The organism is Aeromicrobium sp. Leaf289 (genome assembly GCF_001423335.1).
Classification (GTDB): domain Bacteria; phylum Actinomycetota; class Actinomycetes; order Propionibacteriales; family Nocardioidaceae; genus Aeromicrobium.
This window is the reverse complement of sequence record NZ_LMNK01000005.1, coordinates 1-18,047: the sequence shown is the minus strand read 5'-3', so window position 1 is coordinate 18,047 and position 18,047 is coordinate 1. Positions and strand designations below refer to the sequence as shown.

The 18,047-nt window shown below is 68.0% G+C and carries 14 protein-coding genes and 1 tRNA gene; 10 read left to right on the top strand and 5 right to left on the bottom strand.

Annotated features, from left to right (window positions below):
- The first annotated feature begins 3 nt into the window (after positions 1-3).
- From pstC to pstB, 3 genes are read left to right on the top strand one after another with little or no spacing between them, the layout of a single operon-like run.
- Positions 4-954: a phosphate ABC transporter permease subunit PstC gene (gene pstC, locus ASF37_RS14850; RefSeq protein ID WP_055970115.1), complete on the top strand. Its 951-nt coding sequence runs from the start codon at positions 4-6 to the stop codon at positions 952-954.
- Positions 954-2,033: a phosphate ABC transporter permease PstA gene (gene pstA, locus ASF37_RS14845; protein WP_055970119.1), complete on the top strand. Its 1,080-nt coding sequence runs from the start codon at positions 954-956 to the stop codon at positions 2,031-2,033. Before pstC ends, pstA begins: the two co-directional genes overlap by 1 nt.
- A gap of 6 nt (positions 2,034-2,039) precedes the next feature.
- Positions 2,040-2,819, top strand: a complete 780-nt coding sequence (pstB, locus tag ASF37_RS14840; protein WP_055970123.1) for a phosphate ABC transporter ATP-binding protein PstB — start codon at positions 2,040-2,042, stop codon at positions 2,817-2,819.
- Between the two features lie 204 nt (positions 2,820-3,023).
- Here the strand turns inward: pstB and ASF37_RS14835 are convergent, their stop codons facing one another.
- The 3 genes from ASF37_RS14835 to ASF37_RS17260 form a co-directional block, all read right to left on the bottom strand.
- Positions 3,024-4,049, bottom strand: a complete 1,026-nt coding sequence (locus ASF37_RS14835; RefSeq protein WP_055970125.1) for an inorganic phosphate transporter — start codon at positions 4,047-4,049, stop codon at positions 3,024-3,026.
- Positions 4,050-4,052: 3 nt separating this feature from the next.
- Positions 4,053-4,670: a DUF47 domain-containing protein gene (locus ASF37_RS14830; protein ID WP_055970137.1), complete on the bottom strand. Its 618-nt coding sequence runs from the start codon at positions 4,668-4,670 to the stop codon at positions 4,053-4,055.
- Positions 4,671-4,759: 89 nt separating this feature from the next.
- On the bottom strand, positions 4,760-4,909 hold the full coding sequence (locus ASF37_RS17260; RefSeq protein ID WP_156364687.1) for a hypothetical protein: 150 nt from the start codon (positions 4,907-4,909) through the stop codon (positions 4,760-4,762).
- Positions 4,910-5,062: 153 nt separating this feature from the next.
- Here ASF37_RS17260 and ASF37_RS14825 point away from each other — a divergent pair.
- Positions 5,063-5,135, top strand: a tRNA-Lys gene (locus ASF37_RS14825).
- Positions 5,136-5,821: 686 nt separating this feature from the next.
- On the opposite strand, the gene ASF37_RS14820 is transcribed toward ASF37_RS14825, so the two are convergent.
- Both ASF37_RS14820 and ASF37_RS14815 read right to left on the bottom strand, forming a co-directional pair.
- Entirely contained in the window at positions 5,822-10,438 is a 4,617-nt protein-coding gene (locus tag ASF37_RS14820; protein ID WP_156368218.1) for a hypothetical protein, read from the bottom strand.
- Between the two features lie 591 nt (positions 10,439-11,029).
- Positions 11,030-11,680: a TetR/AcrR family transcriptional regulator gene (locus ASF37_RS14815; RefSeq protein ID WP_056581420.1), complete on the bottom strand. Its 651-nt coding sequence runs from the start codon at positions 11,678-11,680 to the stop codon at positions 11,030-11,032.
- Between the two features lie 87 nt (positions 11,681-11,767).
- Here ASF37_RS14815 and ASF37_RS14810 point away from each other — a divergent pair, with 87 nt between their 5' ends.
- Genes ASF37_RS14810 through ASF37_RS14785 form a run of 6 tightly spaced genes read left to right on the top strand, consistent with a single transcriptional unit; the run spans position 11,768 to position 17,900 of the window.
- Positions 11,768-12,901: a VOC family protein gene (locus ASF37_RS14810; protein WP_056581418.1), complete on the top strand. Its 1,134-nt coding sequence runs from the start codon at positions 11,768-11,770 to the stop codon at positions 12,899-12,901.
- Complete coding sequence (locus ASF37_RS14805; RefSeq protein ID WP_056581415.1) at positions 12,898-13,836, top strand: fumarylacetoacetate hydrolase family protein; 939 nt, start codon at positions 12,898-12,900, stop codon at positions 13,834-13,836. Before ASF37_RS14810 ends, ASF37_RS14805 begins: the two co-directional genes overlap by 4 nt.
- Positions 13,833-15,383: a bifunctional 3-(3-hydroxy-phenyl)propionate/3-hydroxycinnamic acid hydroxylase gene (locus ASF37_RS14800; protein WP_235500012.1), complete on the top strand. Its 1,551-nt coding sequence runs from the start codon at positions 13,833-13,835 to the stop codon at positions 15,381-15,383. The genes ASF37_RS14805 and ASF37_RS14800 overlap by 4 nt, the downstream gene beginning before the upstream one ends.
- Entirely contained in the window at positions 15,380-16,573 is a 1,194-nt protein-coding gene (locus tag ASF37_RS14795; RefSeq protein WP_056581412.1) for a cytochrome P450, read from the top strand. The genes ASF37_RS14800 and ASF37_RS14795 overlap by 4 nt, the downstream gene beginning before the upstream one ends.
- Before the next feature lie 2 nt (positions 16,574-16,575).
- Complete coding sequence (locus ASF37_RS14790; protein WP_056581409.1) at positions 16,576-16,770, top strand: ferredoxin; 195 nt, start codon at positions 16,576-16,578, stop codon at positions 16,768-16,770.
- Entirely contained in the window at positions 16,767-17,900 is a 1,134-nt protein-coding gene (locus ASF37_RS14785) for an NAD(P)/FAD-dependent oxidoreductase (RefSeq protein ID WP_056581407.1), read from the top strand. The genes ASF37_RS14790 and ASF37_RS14785 overlap by 4 nt, the downstream gene beginning before the upstream one ends.
- Positions 17,901-18,047: the final 147 nt, after the last annotated feature.

The window sequence follows — 18,047 nt, the reverse complement described above, 5'->3', positions numbered from 1 at the left end:
GTCGTGACCTCGAAGCTCGCCCCCGAGCCTCCCCAGGCCCGCCGCGCCCCGACGCGCCCCGGCGACCGAGTGTTCTTCGGCCTCTCCTTCGGCGCCGCGCTCCTCATCCTGCTGACGCTCGCCGGCGTCGCCCTCTTCCTGACCGTCGAGGGCATCCCGGGCATCACGGCCTCGCCCGACGAGGTGAAGAGCGGCCAGAGCTTCGTGCCCTACGTGTGGCCGCTCGTCTACGGCACGCTCCTCGCCGCGGTGCTCGCCCTGGTCATCGCGGTTCCCGTGGCCATCGGTGTGGCGCTGTTCATCTCGCACTACTCGCCGAAGCGACTCGGGTCGGTCTTCGGCTACGTGATCGACCTGCTGGCCGCGGTCCCGAGCGTCGTCTACGGAGCCTGGGGCATCATCTTCCTCGCCCCGACGATCGTGCCCTTCTACCGGTGGCTGAACGAGAACCTGGGCTTCATCCCCCTGTTCGCCGGACCGCCGTCGCCGACGGGGAGCACCATCCTCACCGCCGGCATCGTGCTGTCGATCATGATCCTGCCGATCATGACCGCCATCTGCCGGGAGATCTTCCTGCAGACGCCGCGTCTGCACCAGGAGGCCGCGCTCGCACTCGGCGCCACCCGCTGGGAGATGGTCCGCATGGCCGTCTTCCCGTACGCGCGATCCGGCATCGTCTCCGGCGCGATGCTCGGCCTGGGCCGCGCGCTCGGCGAGACGATGGCGGTGGCCATGGTGCTCTCGCCCGCGTCGGTCGTCACGGCCAACCTGATCAGCTCGACCAACCCCAGCACGATCGCGGCCAACATCGCCCTCAGCTTCCCCGAGGCCAGCGGCCTGACCGTCAACGCGCTCATCGCCTCCGGCCTCGTCCTGTTCGTCATCACCTTCGCCGTCAACTTCGCCGCCCGCGCGATCGTGGACCGGCGCAAGGACTTCTCGGGAGCCAACTGATGACCACCACCGATCCCCGTCCCCAGCGCTCCCGCGAGACCGAGGAGCTCCTCGACTCCCTGCGCGGCGCGACGCTGCCGCTATGGGCGCCGCGCGTCGTGGTCGGAGCCGCTGCCACGGTCGCGGTCCTGGCCTCCCTCTCCGGCATCGGACCGGTCCGGGGCGTCCTGCTCGGCTGGTTCCTCACCTTCGCGCTGCCGATCTGGTCGCGCCTCGTGGAGGGCAGCCGCAAGGCCGTCGACCGGCTCGTCACGCTCCTCGTCTTCTCCGCCTTCGGCCTCGCGCTCATCCCACTGGCCAGCATCATCTGGACCGTGCTGTCGCGCGGCGTGCCCGTGCTGTCCGGCGAGTTCCTCAACGCCTCGATGCGCAACGTCGTGGGCGAGGGCGGCGGGATCTACCACGCCATCATGGGCACGCTGCTCATCACCGGCGCAGCGACGCTCATCAGCGTGCCGATCGGCCTGTTCACCGCCATCTACGTGGTGGAGTACGGCGCCGGCAAGAAGATCTCCAGCTGGATCCGCTTCCTCGTCGACGTCATGACCGGCATCCCGTCGATCGTGGCCGGCCTGTTCGCCTACGCCCTGTTCGTCATCTTCTTCGGTGAGGGCGTGCGCATGGGCATCGGCGGCTCGGTGGCCCTCTCGGTGCTGATGATCCCCGTGGTGGTGCGCTCCAGCGAGGAGATGCTCAAGCTCGTGCCGAACGAGCTGCGCGAGGCCGCGTTCGCCCTGGGCGTGCCGAAGTGGCGCACCATCGCGAAGGTCGTGGTGCCCACGGCCCTGGCCGGCATCGTCACCGGCATCACGCTCTCGATCGCCCGTGTGATCGGCGAGACGGCCCCGTTGCTGATCATCGCCGGCGCCACGGACTCCACCAACTTCAACCTCTTCGACGGACGCATGGCCACGCTGCCGGTGTTCGCCTACTCCTCGATCCGCTACCCGGGCGTCCCGCCGGAGTTCAGCATCGACCGCGCATGGGGAGCGGCGCTCGTGCTGCTCGCCCTCGTGATGCTGCTCAACCTCGTCGCACGTCTCGTGTCGTACTTCTTCTCACCCAAGGGCGAAAGGTAAACCCCGATGGCCAAGAGCATCGACGTCTCCGACCTGAACATCTACTACGGCGACTTCCTCGCCGTGGAGGGCGTCAACATCGCGATCCCCGCACGCGCGGTGACCGCGTTCATCGGCCCCTCGGGCTGCGGCAAGTCGACCTTCCTGCGGTCGCTGAACCGCATGCACGAGGTCATCCCGGGTGCCTACGTGCAGGGCAAGGTGCTCATCGACGGCGAGGACCTCTACGCCGACGAGATGGACCCGGTGAACGTGCGCCGCATGGTGGGCATGGTCTTCCAGCGCCCCAACCCGTTCCCGACGATGTCGATTTACGACAACGTGCTGGCGGGCCAGAAGCTCAACAGCAAGCGGATGAAGAAGTCCGAGTCCGACGACATCGTCGAGCGCTCGCTGCGCAGCGCCGGTCTGTGGGCCGAGGTCAAGGACCGCCTCGCCCGCCCGGGCTCCGGGCTGTCGGGTGGTCAGCAGCAGCGCCTGTGCATCGCGCGCGCCATCTCGGTGGAGCCCGAGGTGCTGCTCATGGACGAGCCGTGCTCGGCCCTCGACCCGATCTCCACGAGCGTCATCGAGGACCTGATCCACGAGCTCAAGGAGAAGTACACGATCGTCATCGTCACCCACAACATGCAGCAGGCGGCGCGTGTCTCCGACGACACCGCGTTCTTCAACCTGGCGGGCGTGGGCAAGCCGGGCAAGCTCGTCGAGTTCGGCCGCACGGAGAAGATCTTCTCCAACCCCGAGGAGTCGGCCACCGAGGCCTACATCCAGGGCCGGTTCGGCTGAGCCGAACGAGCAACGCGTCCTCGACGCCCGTCCCTCTCCGGGGCGGGCGTCGCTGCGTTCCGCCCCGTCTCGCCGATTCCCAGGTCGACCTGGGAATCCCCCGGCCTGCACGGTTCTCCCACGGCTGCACGGGAAGCAACCCGTGCGTCCCTGGGTTTCCCAGGTCGACCTGGGAAACCCCGACGGGGCGCAGCCCCGGCCGGGTCAGGGCAGGAAGAACTGGGCGACGCCGTAGAACCCCGCCGCGACCGCGGCAGCCGCGGGGATGGTGACGATCCAGGCGGTGACGATGCCCTTCGCCACGCCCCAGCGCACCGCGCTGAAGCGCTTGGTGGCGCCCGAGCCCATGATGGCCGACGTGATCGTGTGCGTGGTCGAGACGGGGGCGTGCAGGCCGATCGCCATCACGTAGAGCACCGTGGCGGCCACGCCCTCGGCCGCGAAGCCGCGGGGCGGGTCGAGGTCGATGATGCGACGCCCGAGGGTGCGCATGATGCGCCACCCGCCCGAGTAGGTGCCGGCCGCGATGGCGGAGGCGGCGGCGATGATGACCCAGAGCGGGACGTCGGAGCCGTCCTCGAACCCACCGGCGACGAGCGCGAGGACGATGACGCCCATCGTCTTCTGCGCGTCCTGCAGGCCGTGGCCGAGCGACATGCCGGCCGCCGAGACGGTCTGCGCGTGGCGGAAGCCGCGGGCGACCTTCCCTGGGTTGGCCTTGCGGAATATCCACATGATGGCCGTCATCAGGGCGAAGGCACCCGCGAAGCCCAGCAGCGGCGAGAGCACCATCGGGATGGCGACCTTCTCGACGAGGGTCGCCCAGTCGACTGCCGTGGCCGAGGCAGCGCCGGCGCCGACGATGCCGCCGATGAGGGCGTGCGACGACGACGAGGGGATGCCGAAGTACCAGGTGATGAGGTTCCAGGTGATCGCGCCGATCAGCGCCGCCAGCACGATCGTCAGGCCGTGGGCGCGATCCATGTCGACGCCGGACGACACCCGTGAGTCGATGTCGATGATGCCCTGGATGGTCTGGGCGACCCCCACACCGAGCAGGGCTCCCACGAAGTTGAGGACCGCCGCCATCGCCAGGGCGATGCGCGGCGTGAGGGCACGCGTCGAGATCGAGGTCGCGATCGCGTTGGCCGCGTCGTGGAACCCGTTCGTGTAGTCGAAGACGAGCGCGATCACGACGACGGCGATCACCATCGTCAGGACGAGGTCCATGGCTCAGGACTCCTTGACGGCGATCTGCTCCACCGTGTTGGCCACGGACTCCAGGGCGTCGATCGCGTGCTCGAGGGAGTCGACGACGTCCTTGAGCTTCAGGACCTCCAGCGACTTGTAGCTGCCGCTGAACAGGTCGGCGAGGATGCGCCGGTAGGACCGGTCGCCCTGGTTCTCGAGCCGGTTGATCTCGATCCAGTACTCCTCGAGGTCCTTCATGGTGCGCAGTCGGGGCATGGCCTCGGCGGTCAGCTGGCAGGCGCGCTGCAGGACCTCGACCTGGGCGGCGAACTGGCTGGGCAGCTCGCCGATCTCGTAGAGGCCGATCAGGTCGACCGTCTCCTCCATGAAGTCCATGACGTCGTCGAGGCTGCTGGCGAGGCGGTAGATGTCCTCGCGGTCGAACGGCGTCACGAACGTCGAGTTGACCCGCTTGACGATCTTGTGGGTCGTCTCGTCGGCCTGGTGCTCGGCGTCGCGCATCTGCTCGCCGAGGGCGACGCGGTCGACGTCGGGGTCGAGGACTTGTGCCAGGAGGTTGGCACCGTGCACGAGGTGGGATGCGGCTTCTGCGAAGAGGTCGTAGAAGGACGTCTCCACCGGACGGATGCGAAATCGCACGCCAAGCTCCTGTCGATTCGGTTCAGGCCGAGACAACTGTAGGTGCTGACGTTCACCAAGTGTCAATCGGCCGGACCTCGAGGGTCCGTTCAGCGGATGTCGAGGCCGAGGAACGCGTCGACCTCGGCCTGCGTCATGGGGGTCTCGCGGTTCGACGCGGCGATGATCAACCGGCTCGTGAGCTCGATCTCGTCGAGCACGTCGTCGTCGCGAAGACGATCGTCGAGGGGCTCGAGCATGGGGTGCTCCGATGATGCAAGGGGGATGTCCACCGCCCGGGGGGAGGCGGTGCGCCCAGGGTAACCCGCCCGGCCGCCTCTCGGCAGCAGTTCGCGCCGATGACGACGGCCTGGCGGCCGCGCCCTGCGAACGCTGGCAGACTGGCCTCGCCAGGGCCTCTAGCTCAACTGGCAGAGCAGCGGACTTTTAATCCGCGGGTTGTGGGTTCGAGTCCCACGGGGCCCACTGATATGGGCAAGTCCGGCGCCTGCAGACGCGCACGCCACCGATGCAGTTGCCTGCAAGCCTTTCTGGCGCCGCGAGATGTCCTCCAAACGATGGCGACAAATTGCGACCCCGGCGCGAACGTGTCGATCTGCACGAACTGTCGGCTGCAGCGATCGCCGATTCGACAACCCCCCGCGTTCGCACCCAGGCAAAGACCCGACGGCCGCCGAACCGCGGCTATCCGCGACGCCCGAACAAGCTCATGGCATGTCGCCACATTGCCGCTGCTCGGACGCCAAGGTCGACTATGGCCCCCGCGATGATCGCAGCTTCACAGACGACGATGAGCCATGGAAAGACGCGCACCATGGTGGCAAAATTGCCCTGCTCCCGCGGCGATCCCAGTAGCGGCTCGTCCTCCACTGTTGTGACACCCGACATGATCGAGAGCGCGGGAAGCAGGCTGAGCAACCCTGCCGAAGTAGTTTCCTCATCTGAACGACATCGGCAGATGCCTCGGCCAGCGCCAACTGGGAAGTCAATGACGCTTCTCGGCCGATCGCGTCCTTGGTCATGGCGATCGGGAGGTTGGTCCAGGGACTGAGCGAGTTCGCGCACCCGACGAAGGCAAGGATTGCCGGAGTAGTACAACGCCGCGAGTGGGATCACCGCCCAAGGCCAGGCGGACCGTCAGACGTCATCGGCTAGTCCGGACCGGCTCGATAACGCGAGTCCAAAGACCACGTCTCGATACCAGTCTCGGACAGGCCCGCGGCGCCGAAGACATTAAGACGGTTGGCCGTCGGCTCGCCACGACGCCACGTGATCTTCTCGCCGAGGGCCCACGACCACCACGACAGCCCCCGACTCTTCAAGGCGTCATACAGCGCGGAAGCACGAACGAGTAGAGCTGACGGATTATCCCAGTCGGAGCCCCCCGTCGAAAACATGACAATGCCATCAGACGTGCTCCAGCTGTACTCGCGCTCAACACCACCGAGCCCCAGCGTCGGCTCCACGTTCATGCGGTCCGCCGACGTGTGCCATGCGCCAAGCACATCGAGCAACGTCGGAGACGGAAGGATGCTCGACGGCGAGTCTTTCGCCGACATGTCGCTCTCGAATATTCCACTACGAGCGAACGTCGCCAGTGCCTGCGGATACTGCGGAAACTCACGAACTGACGGCTGATACCAGCCGTCTTCCACTCGGAACCTGTCCGAATCCGTGGGCGCCGACTCGCCGTCCCACCCAGCGGTGTGCTCCTCCAAGCTCTCTCGAAACCACCCAGCCCACGGTTGCGCGTCGGGGTACTGCCTAAAGAACCCCTGCCCATGGTCCGGAGGCGTGTGCATCCACAAGCCCATCCAGTCCTTACCTTTCGACCACGCACGCAAGTCGACGATCGACTTAGTTGGCGTCAGATAGGACTGGGACCTCAGCCACATCTCGCGACGGTCCTGCCGGAAGCTCTCCACCGCGTCATCGGTGTCCGCCTTCCAGGTCACGTGAGACTCCAGGACAACCCACTTGTCTCCAACGGGATCTGTGACCGAGAGAATCCTGCCAAGTAGCGGAAGATCCGCGTCGTCCTGGAGCCACGCATCGTCGTTGGTTGCCCCAGCATCCAACGGCGACGCGAAGCCATGTAGCCACCACGCTTCGGCAAGTTCGCTGTCTCGCTGTCGGCGTCGAAGACGTGCGCTGGAGGAGTCTGTCGGCGGACGGTCTCCCCGCAGCGCAACGGTCGGATCGATGTCCACGCCTTCACGAAGCTGCCACGCCGACTCGAATGCCACTGGGGTATCCAGCGACCAGTCGGCCACTCTGCAGTGCTGAACAAGGATCGCCTGGAGTTCTCTCAGGGCGATCCACAAGTACTTCTTGCCCCGCCGTTCAACCTTGTCCTCGGCGCCGCCAAGTTGACCGTTCCTCAGATAATTGTACTTCTCCTCGCCGCTGTCGGACGACCACCCGAGGTTCAGCACGCGGTCGACCAGCCACCGTTCAACCATGTCAATGGTCGGGCCGATGTTCTTTGGGGACCGCAGGTCACCGTCGGCGTTGGTGATGCGGCGAGTATCGTCCGGATGCTCGTTGCGGATCCGTTCTCCCTCAGTATGGGTGCGCTCCTGTTTGGCGCCGCTAGTATCAGACGTGCCACCACCGCCGTACGACTCCAGTAGTGTTTCGACGCTTCCGAACACGTCGTCGAAGGACCGGTTGTGGTCCGGCGAGTACAGGAAGTTCTCCACTTCCTGGACCGTGACTTCTTCGGCTTCGGCGATGCGCCGCAGAGCGGCGACGCGCTCCTGCTCGACCGCCTGGCGGGCAACGCGTTGAAGTTCGTCGTGATTCGGCAGGGCGAAGTTCTCGACAACGCGCTCAAGTGTGTACCGGCGAAAGTCGTAGCCGATGGGCGAGTTCCTCAAGAACTGGCGGTCGGAGTCGCTCCCGAGTCGCGCCGCGAGTTCGGTTCGCGACGGCGGTTCGGGTGGCCAAGTCGCAGTCGGCTCGTCGTAGGAACCGACTTCGACGCCCGGGAGTCGGACTGAAACTTCGCGTGACAACTCTCGCATGTAGTGGGTGAGAAGAACGCTCGCGACCGGGCCGTGCGATGCCATCTCCAGTGCCGCGGCGTGCACACCCTCGACTACCTGCCGTTGTTCTGGGTCGTCAATGACATTGGGGAGGCGGCAAGCGAATCCTAGGGCTACAGCGGCCAACCGCTCTCTGATGTATGGGTCGTTGACCGTTCTCATCCGTCGCAACACGTGCAGCAGGCCATCGGCCCGTCGGTCGGTGAGCGTCACAAGCACCTTCGTGGCGCTGTCGCGGAGTCGGCGACTGGTGCTCGACAGAAACCACGCCACCAAGAGCATCGAGTCTTGCCTCGCGTGTGACGAAAGAGCGGCATCGTTGCTGGACAGCCAATCCAGCATCCGCGCGACTGGGTTGTCCCACTCGAGCCACACGTCTTGGACCCAGATCGTCCATGCCTCGTCACTCTCCAGCATCGACATCCCGATGAGACGCTTGTGAATGAAGTCCGCACCAAGCGGGTGCCCGGGAACGCAAGCAACACCCAACAGGGTTGACAGCCACTCGCTGTACTCGATGACCTCGTCGTCAATGAGGTCGCTAACCAGCCCGGCGGTCCGTTCAGAAATTGAACTCGGCGGACGCCACGCCACACTGTCCAGCAACGCCCGCCCCAACGTGTACTTTGCCCGTTCGACCCACGCGTCGTCGACGACAAGGTCCACTAGCTCGAAGTCGAACCGGACAGGCACCATCGAGGACAACGCTTCGAGCATGCCGCCGTCCATCCACCCACGAGCAGCGTGATAGGTGATGAGACCAGCGCGCAGATCCGCTGCCTCATCGCATCGCTCAAGCAGAACCCGGGCCCGATAGTGGTCGGACATCCGCTGATAGGTGAATCGAGTGACGTCGCCATCGGACTCGCGACTCGGTTCGCGCAGAAGGACTCCCTCGCGTTCGAGCACACTGACGAGTCGACGGCTCTGGCGTCCGCCATCATCGAAGATGCCGCTACCAATTTCCGCCGCGATTCGTCGGGGCAGTGTCTCCGCGTTGGCGTCAACCATGGCCCCAGCAACGGCCCGCACATACTTCTGCACCAGTTGTTCATCCTCATCGAGGTCCAGCTGGTCGCTGCTCGACACCTTCTGATTGATCGCCGCGAGCAGGCCATCGAAAATCCAGTCCTCGCCCATCGACGTGTCCGGGACCGAAGTCAAACCCCGCGCTTTCGCGGCGCGACACATCGACCTGAGGAGCAATGGGTTGCTGAACTCAGGGTTGAGAGGCGGCACCTGCGGAGCCGACAGTCCGGAGTCCTCGGCGTACACGTGGATGGCTTCGCTTTCGCGCCCTACAAGGCCACGATGCACCACCCGTTCCATCTCCGCGCCGGCAGCTTCGGACACAACTGTCCGCTCGTAGCTGTCCCGAATAGACAGAGCGAGTGCGACTCCCGGCGCTCTCTCGAGCTCCTTGAGCAGGCCAGGAAGTCGGTCCTTCCACAGCTGGCCACCCGGTCCTTCGTTGATGGCGTCGACCACGATGAGCGCCCTGCCCTTGCCCGAGAGCTGGGCCGCGACCTGGAGCCCGTCGATGAGATCCCGCCACGGGCCGAGTTCGATGAAGCGCGCCAACTCGTCACTGAGTGACGTGTTCGTCGACAGTAGGTTGCCCAGCACCAAGCAGGTTGGCGCGCCGGCTTTCGTCCGCGCCATCGCTATGTCGGCCAGGCTGTGGCTCTTTCCGACACCCGCCGCTCCCACCACCAGCAGCGGCGAATGCCCGGACAGCTTCAACGCGCTGTCATTCAACAGAGCGCCGAGAACCTGCAGTGCGCGTAACGCCTCACTCAACGAGTCGCGCGGGTTATACGCCTTCCGCCCATCCGAACTCATTCCCACCTTCTCGAACGTCTGCCAGTCACCGCGGACCGCGTCCTCGGCCTGAAAGGCGGCCTGCCTCAGGTCCGGAAGACCATCACCGCTATCAACGCCCAACAGTTCCTTGCAGCGCGATCGCACCCGTGCGAAATGCGTTGAAGCCCCCTCGGTCTCGGGGACCGCGACGTTCGTCTCCTTCTTCAATGCTCGAACAAGGCGATCCAAGGCACGCTCCGACTTCGCGGCTGCGTCGCGAACCCGGTCCTTGAACACCGGCGTCAGACACAGCGCGTCGATGACCTCAGGGAAATCGGTCGCCACGTTCGTTCGTGGCAGGTACCTGTCACCCAGATTCGTCGCAGCCCGCTCCACCTGTCCGGTGAACGCCTCTGGAGAGAGAAAGTCGGAGTCGAAGAAGTACCGATGGGCCCCGGCGTGCTCCGGCTTCAGTAACGCCTTGAGGACGTCCGAATGCCCGTAGAACTCGAACTCGACTATGACCCCGCGCTTCTTCGCGTAATCGGTCCACTCGTCAACCTTCTCGTTCCACCTCTTCATCGCGCTCACGCCATGAGCCCCGGCAGGTCGGTCGACCGGAAGAATGAACGCATACCGGGACAGAGAAGGCACGTTGGCAAGAGCGTCCTTAACACTTTTGGTCATCTGCGTGTACGTGCTCGCCGACAAGTCGAACAGATACTTGGCCTGCCACGCCCATGTGCCTTGACCATCCGGGGCTTCGCTATGGAACTCCACGCCGCCATCGGGAGTCCCTCGTCGAATGATGCGGCAGTTGGTAGGCAGCCCATCAAGCGTCGGCGTCAAGATGAACGCCAACTCCTCCCACGCCCTATGCTGCGATCCGGCGTGCTCACGAATGTTTTCGAACTTCACCGCCGGTAGAGCAACGACATTCATCCGGCCCTCCAGCCGCTAGAGTCACGCAGCAAATCGTAGTCGAGCGAGTGTTCGATCAGGCCGCCCGCGTGCAACGATTCACGCGACCGGCGGCCAGCAGCAGCACGACAGGTTGGCTCTCGCCTGATCGCCGCGGGATACCCCGTAGAACGTCCCACCCTCGGAGATTGTCCCAGTGACTCTGGACTGGAAGGTCTCTTCGGTACCGGGCATCGAGCCGAGCGAGTTGCTCGTACCACATCGCGGCGATTCAGAACCGGTCTACTGGTGACTCCCTAAGTCGTTAGGCAGAACTTATCGGGAAACGATCACGGCCGCGCCAGCAGCCAAGCTGCCAAGAACTAGATGCCCGCCCAGGTTCACAGACGTCTTGGCGAGCGGCTGCCTGAACTGCCGGTTGTGGGTTCGAGCCCCATAAGAAGCCCACCAATACCAATGGATACCTCGGCAGACCGCCAGGTCCTGTCGCACCCACAAACACTGTTCCCGACAGGCAGGCGGGGGCGAATCCCACGGGGCCTACGGCGCCGCCGTCGCTCGCCGGACTCAGGCTCTGGTCCTGACCGGTCAGCCCAGCCCGGCCGTCGGGTCGATCGAGGGCAGGGGCTCCGCGCACAGGCGCTCGGCCTCGACCCGTTCCAGCCCGAGGGCCACGAGGACGTCGGACGTGACACCGTCGACCGTCTCGGCCTCGTCGAGCCCTGGGCGCTCGTGCAGGAGGTGACCCAGCTCGATCATGGCGCCGGTGACCACCACCATCGCGCGGTCCAGGTCCATGTCGAGGAAGCGTCCGGCCTCCTGCGCCGCACGGATGTCGCGGCGGGCGCGCGGCCCCATGCCGTCCGGCGACTGGGAGAGCGCGTGGCCCTGGCTCAGGAGCACGCGACTGATCTGCGGCTCGAGCCGGTGCAGGCGACCCGTGAGCCGAAAGCTGCGCGCGAAGAGGGCGGCCGGATCGGTCGTGCCGTCGTCGACGGCGTCCAGGGACTCCGCCCACTGCGACAGGGCGGACTCGATCGCGGCGGCGAACAGCTCGTCCTTCGAGGCGAAGTGGTTGTAGAAGGTCCCGATGCCCACGTCGGCGCGCTCGGTGACCTCCTGGATCGGGACCCCGAGCCGGCCCTCCACCAGCAGGCCCTGCGCGGCCTCGATCAGGGCGGCGCGCGTGCGGGCACGGCGCTTGTCGAAGCGTGACGTGCTCGCAGGGACACCGGACATGACGACGATCCTAGCCCGCGCCATTGCTTGACCACGGACCCTTCGATCCCTACGCTGAAGAAATCTTCAGTTCCGGAGGAATCCTCAATGAGCCACCACGACCTCAGCCACCGCGACCTGCACAGCGAGCAGGGCCCGCGGCCGGGTGAGCACCGCCACCGGTCGGCGCAGCCCGTCATCAAGGTGCACGACATCGCGTGGCTGGAGTTCGAGAAGCCCGACCTGGCGGCGGCCGAGGTATTCGCGCGGGCCTTCGGGTTCTCCGTGACGCACCGCTCGGCCCACGAGCTGAACCTGCGAGGCGCGCTGCCCGGCAGCCCCTGCGTCATCATCCGCAAGGGCGAGGGCTCGCGGTTCGTGGGTCCGGCCTTCCGCGCCGCGGCCACGACGGACCTGCTCCGCCTTGCCGAGGCCACCGGCACGAAGGCCCGCCGCCTCCCCGAGCACCTGGGCGGTCTCAGCGTCGACGTCCGTGAGCCGGCCGGTGCTCTGGTGCGCGTGGTGGCCGACACCATCGAGCACCCCGCCCTGGAGACCCAGCCGGTCCACACGTTCAACTTCGGCGCCACGACGGACCGCGCGAACCGGACCCAACGCCCACCGCGTGCGCCTGCGGTCGTGGAGCGCCTCGGCCACGTCGTGCTGCAGACCACGCGGTACCTGGCGTCGCTGGACTGGTACCTCGACCACCTGGGCCTGATCGTCTCGGACTTCCTGTACTTCCCGGGCCAGCGCCACCGCGGGCCGACGATGAGCTTCATCCGCTGCGACCGCGGCGACACCCTCGCCGACCACCACACGCTGGCGATGACGCTCGGGCCCCGCAACCGCTACGTGCACTCGGCATACCAGGTCGCCGACCTCGACGCGCTCGCCGCCGGCGGCGAGCACCTGAAGGACCTCGGCTACCACCACTCCTGGGGCATCGGCCGTCACATCCAGGGCAGCCAGATCTTCGACTACTGGCGCGACCCGGACGGCTTCCTCGTCGAGCACTTCAGCGACGGCGACTTGTTCGACGCCTCGCTCGAGCCCGGGTGGGCCGAGATGACCGCCAGCGGCCTCGCCCAGTGGGGCCCGCCCGCGACCGCCGACTTCCTCGGCATCGCCCCCGGCCGGGAGTCCCTGCTCGAGGCGCTCTCGATGACCACCGCCCTGCGTACCGACAACGAGTTCGACCTGACCCGCCTGCTCGGCCTGATGAAAGTTGCCCGCTCATGACCCTCCCCGTCCTGCGCACCGTCGACGCCTGGTGGCTGCAGCGTCCCGACGGCGCCGTCCGCATCGCGACCGACGCCACCACGACCGCCGAGCTGCTCGCCGACCGCGACGCAGTCATCGCGGCCCGCGACGCCGGCGATCCCGTCCCGGTCACCGACCTCGCCCTCGTCTCGCCCGTCACGGCCCCGTGCCGCGTCGTGGCCCAGATGGCGAACTACGCGAGCCACGCCAAGGACGCGGGCATGGACCCGGGCTCGGTCCCGCTGGCGTTCTTCCGCAAGGCCTCCGGGTCGATCAGCGGCCCCACCGACGACATCGTGCGTCCGGCCCACGTCGCCCTGCTCGACTACGAGGTGGAGATCGGCCTCGTCCTCGGGCGCGAGGTCCCGGTCGGCACCGAGGTCGCGGAGTCCGACCTCCCGGGCATGGTCGCGGCACTCGTCGTCACCAACGACGTGTCGGCGCGCGACCAGCAGCTGCCCAAGACCCAGTTCTACGAGTCCAAGTCCTATCCCACGTTCACACCGACGGGGCCCGTCCTGCTGATCCTCGAGGACGGTGAGCTGGCCCGGTTCACCGAGCTGCGGCTGCGCCTCTGGGTCAACGGGGAGCTCCGCCAGGACCAGCCGGCCTCCGACATGATCTACGGTCCGCTCGCTGCGTTCCGGGCGCTTGCGCGGTTCCAGCAGCTCGCCCCCGGCGACCTGCTGCTCACCGGCACCCCGGTGGGCACGGCCCTGAGCGCGCCGCCCAAGCCGATCGAGGTCATCGGCTCCCTGCTGCCGCCGGCGACCAAGTGGCGCATCTTCTTCGCCAAGCAGGCCAAGAACCCGCGATACCTGCAGGACGGCGACCTCGTGGAGGTCTCGATCGCGACCGACGACGGCGCGATCGACCTCGGGTCCCAGCGGACCCGGGTGCGATGGACGGCGTGAGCGCCGTGACCGCCGCGGCGAAGGCTCCGATCCCGGTCATCATCGTCGGGGCGGGACCCACGGGCGCGTGCGCCGCGCTCGAGCTCGCCCGGCACGGCACCCCGAGCGTCGTGATCGACCGCTGGGAAGGGGTGTACCCGCAACCGCGAGCCGTCCACCTCGACGACGAGGTGCTGCGCATCCTCGACCGGCTCGGCGTCGCCGAGCGCTTCGCCGCGATCTCGCGCCCGGGCGGAGGGCTGCGCCTGGTCGACGCTGCACTGCGGGTGCTGGGCGAGTTCCCCCGCGAAGGGGTCTCGCCGACCTCGGGCTTCACCCGCGCCAGCATGTTCGACCAGCCCGACCTCGAGGGCCTGCTGCGCGCCCGGTTGGCCGAGACGCCCGAGGTCACGCTCCTCGGGGGGCACGAGGTGACCACCGTCGAGCAGCCCTCCCCCGGCCGGGTCCGCGTGCGTGCGCGCGCGATCACCACCGGGGAGGAGCAGCTCCTCGACGCCGAGGTCCTGCTGGGCTGCGACGGCGCCAACAGCCTCGTGCGCCGGTCGATCGGCTCGACCATGACCGACCTCGGGTTCGAGCAGCGGTGGCTCGTCGTCGACATCCGGACCGGCGAGGACCTGCGGCAGTGGGAGGGCGTGCACCAGGTGTGCGACAGCACCCGGGCGGCCACGTACATGCGCATCGGGCCGGAGCGGTACCGCTGGGAGTTCCAGCTGCTCGACCACGAGACCGCGGCGGACTTCGCCTCGCTCGCGTCGATCGCCCCGCTCGTCGCACCCTGGACCGCCGGCACCGACCTGGCGGCCCTCGAGGTCATCCGGTCCGCCGAGTACACGTTCCGTGCCGCTGTCGCCGACCGGTGGCGGTCAGGGCGCATCTTCCTGCTCGGCGACGCCGCCCACCTGACCCCGCCGTTCATCGGCCAGGGCATGGGGGCGGGCATCCGGGACGCGAGCAACCTCGGGTGGAAGGTCGCCGGGTTCCTCGAGGGTTCCCTGCCGGCCGACGTGCTCGACACCTATGAGCCCGAGCGGTCCCGTCACGCCCGGTCGATGATCGACACGGCACGCCTCCTGGGCACGATCATGACGCGCGGTGGTCGTGCGGGCGACGCGCTGCGCGCCGGCGCCGTGCCGGTAATGAACCGCACGCCGATCGTGCGTCGACGCTTCATCGACAGCGCCACGCCGCCCCTGGCACGGTCCTCGTTCGTCTCGGCGCGCAGCGGGGACCGCCTGGCCGGGCAGCTCTGCCCGAACACCGCGCAGGGCCGCCGCGTGGTCGACGACCTGATCGGTCCCGGCTGGGCACTCCTGACCTCCGCGGCGCCCTCCCCCACCGACCGGCACGAGCTCGAGGCCCGAGGCTGCACCGTGGTCGGGACGACCGGTCGCCCCGAGCTCTCCGCGTGGTTGCACGCGGGCCGCGCGACAGCTGCGCTGGTGCGCCCCGACCGCACCACCATGGCGTCCGGCCACGACGTGTCGGCGCTCGTCGCCCTGGCTGCATCGCTCATCACCCCCGCGAGGACCGAGGTGTCCGCATGACCACGACCGTCCCGACCTACCGCGCGGACGTGTACGCCCGCGACGCGATCCTCGATCCGTACCCCCACTATGAGCGGATGCGGGCCCTGGGTCCCGTCGTGCGGCTCGCCAAGCAGGGCGTGCTCGCGGTGACGCGCTACGACGACTGCAAGCAGGTGCTGCTGGACGACGCGACGTTCGTCTCCGGCCGTGGCGTCGCCCTCAACCCTGTGGCCAACCGGCTCAGCCGCGGCACGACGCTCAACAGCGACGGCGAGGAGCACGACCGCCGCCGCAGGCTCCTGGCCTCCCGTCTGACCCCGAAGTCCCTGCGGTCGATGCGAGACGAGGTCGAGCAGCGGGCCGACGCCGTCGTGGCGGCTGCCGTGGAGAAGGAGCACGTCGACGGTGTCGGCGACATCGCCGAGGCGCTGCCGACGTCGTTCGTGCCGGACCTGATCGGCTGGCCCCACGAGGGGCGCGAGAACCTGCTCCGGTGGGCCGGCGCGACGTTCGACTCGCTCGGTCCCGTCAACACTCAGACCGTCCGCACGGCACCCTCGACGATCGGGATGATGCGGTTCGCACGCTCGGTCGTCCGCCGTCGAGCGGTGCTGCCGGGCTCGATGGGAGCCGACCTCCTCGAGAAGGTCGGGAGCGGTGAGGTGCAGCGCGGTGAGTGCCCCGCCCTCATGATCGACTACCTCGCGCCCTCGTTGGACACGACGATCAGTGCGATCGCGAGCGCCCTGATGCTGCTGGCCGAGCACCCCGACCAGTGGGCAGCGCTCAAGGCGGACCCCTCCCTGATCCCGAACACGGTCAACGAGGTCGTCCGTCTGGAGTCGCCGCTGCGGGCCTTCTCGCGACACGTCGAGCGCGGCGCCGAGATCGGTGGAGTCACCGTGGAGGCCGGGTCGCGGGTGGCCGTGTTCTACGCCGCGGCCAACCGCGACGACCGCTTCTGGGACGCGCCCGACCGCTTCGACATCACCAGGAACGCCACTCCGCAGCTCGGCTTCGGCCAGGGTGCGCACGGGTGCGCGGGCCAGGGCCTGGCTCGTCTCGAGACACAGTCGATCCTGCACTCGGTCGTCCGGCGCGTCGACCGTCTCGAGATCACGGACGCCCCCACGTGGGGCCTCAACAACATCATCCACAAGCTCGACCACCTGCCCCTGCGGCTGGTGGCCGCCAAGAAGGGCCAGTGACCATGCGGATCGTCGCCGACTACGACCGGTGCGAGGGCCACGGGCTCTGCGTCGACCAGGCACCTGACGTCTTCGACCTCGACGACGAGGGCGACCTCGTCCACCACTTCGACGGGACGGACCTGCCGAGCGAGCAGGAGGCCGCCGGACGACGCGCGGTCGACTCCTGCCCCGTGGCAGCGCTGCGGCTGGCATGAGCCCCAGCGACGTGGTGGTCGTGGGCGGGTCCACCGCCGGTGCGACCGTGCTCAGGGAGCTCCGTTCCCGGGGGTACGAGGGGCGGTTGACGCTCGTCGACCCCGAGCCGGGCACGAACCGGCCACCGCTGTCGAAGGCCGTGCTCGCCGACTCCGCTGCCGAGAGCACGGTGCTCATGGACCACTCCTCGCTCGAGGTCGAGCTCGTGCGGTCCAGGGCCACGAGCCTCGACCACGCCGGCCGCACGGTCTCGACCGACGACGGGAGCACCCACCGCTTCGACGCCCTGGTCGTCGCCACCGGCTCACGCGCCCGGCGCATCGCCGCTCCCGGGCAGACCGGTGAGCTCGTCCTCAGGACCGTCGACGACGCCCGCCGCGTCCGTGAGCGGTTCGCCGACGCCTCGACCGCCGTGGTCGTCGGCGCAGGATTCCTCGGCCTTGAGGTGGCCACGGCCGCCGCGACGGCGGGCCTGCGGGTGACGGTCGTCGACGTCGACCCTCCCCTGCAGCGCCTGCTCGGGGATCACCTGGCCACCGCCATCTGCGAGCGCGCCACGACGCTCGGCATCGACTTCCGCCGCTCGGGCGCCGCCCTCGTGGGCGACCCCGTGTACGCCGTCAGGCTGGACGACGGCGAAGAGCTGGCGGCCGATGTCGTCGTGAGCTGCGTCGGCGACGAGCCGGTGACGGACTGGTTGCACGGCTCGGGAGTGGAGATCGACCACGGGATCGTGATCGACGACCACGCCCGCACGAGCCTCGCCGACGTCTACGCCGCCGGCGACGTCGCAGCGGTCCGTACGCCGGAGGGGGTCGTGCGCCGTCCCTTCTGGGCGAACGCGGTGGCCCACGGTCGCGTCGCCGCCGCCACCGTCCTGGGACAGCCCGTCGACACCCCGATCGTGGACGACTACTTCTGGAGCGAGATCGCGGGCGTCTCCCTCAAGGTCGTCGGCTGCCTGCCCGTCGAGGGCGAGCCCGAGGTGCTCGAAGACGCCGGTTCCGGGCACGGACTGCTCGCGTGGGGCCGGTCGACCGTGGTGGCCTGCGGAATCCGGCGCTCGGCACCACGCCTGCGCGCCGTGCTCCGTGAGCGGGCATCGTCAGGCGCACCCACCGTCGACTGAGCGCTGGCGTGCACCCGACGTCGACGGCGCCAACGCGCGTCTACACGGGAAATGCAGCGAGGCCGCTCCCTGAAGGGAGCGGCCTCGCGCTAATGATTGTCCGGCGGCGTCCTACTCTCCCACGCAGTCTCCCACGCAGTACCATCG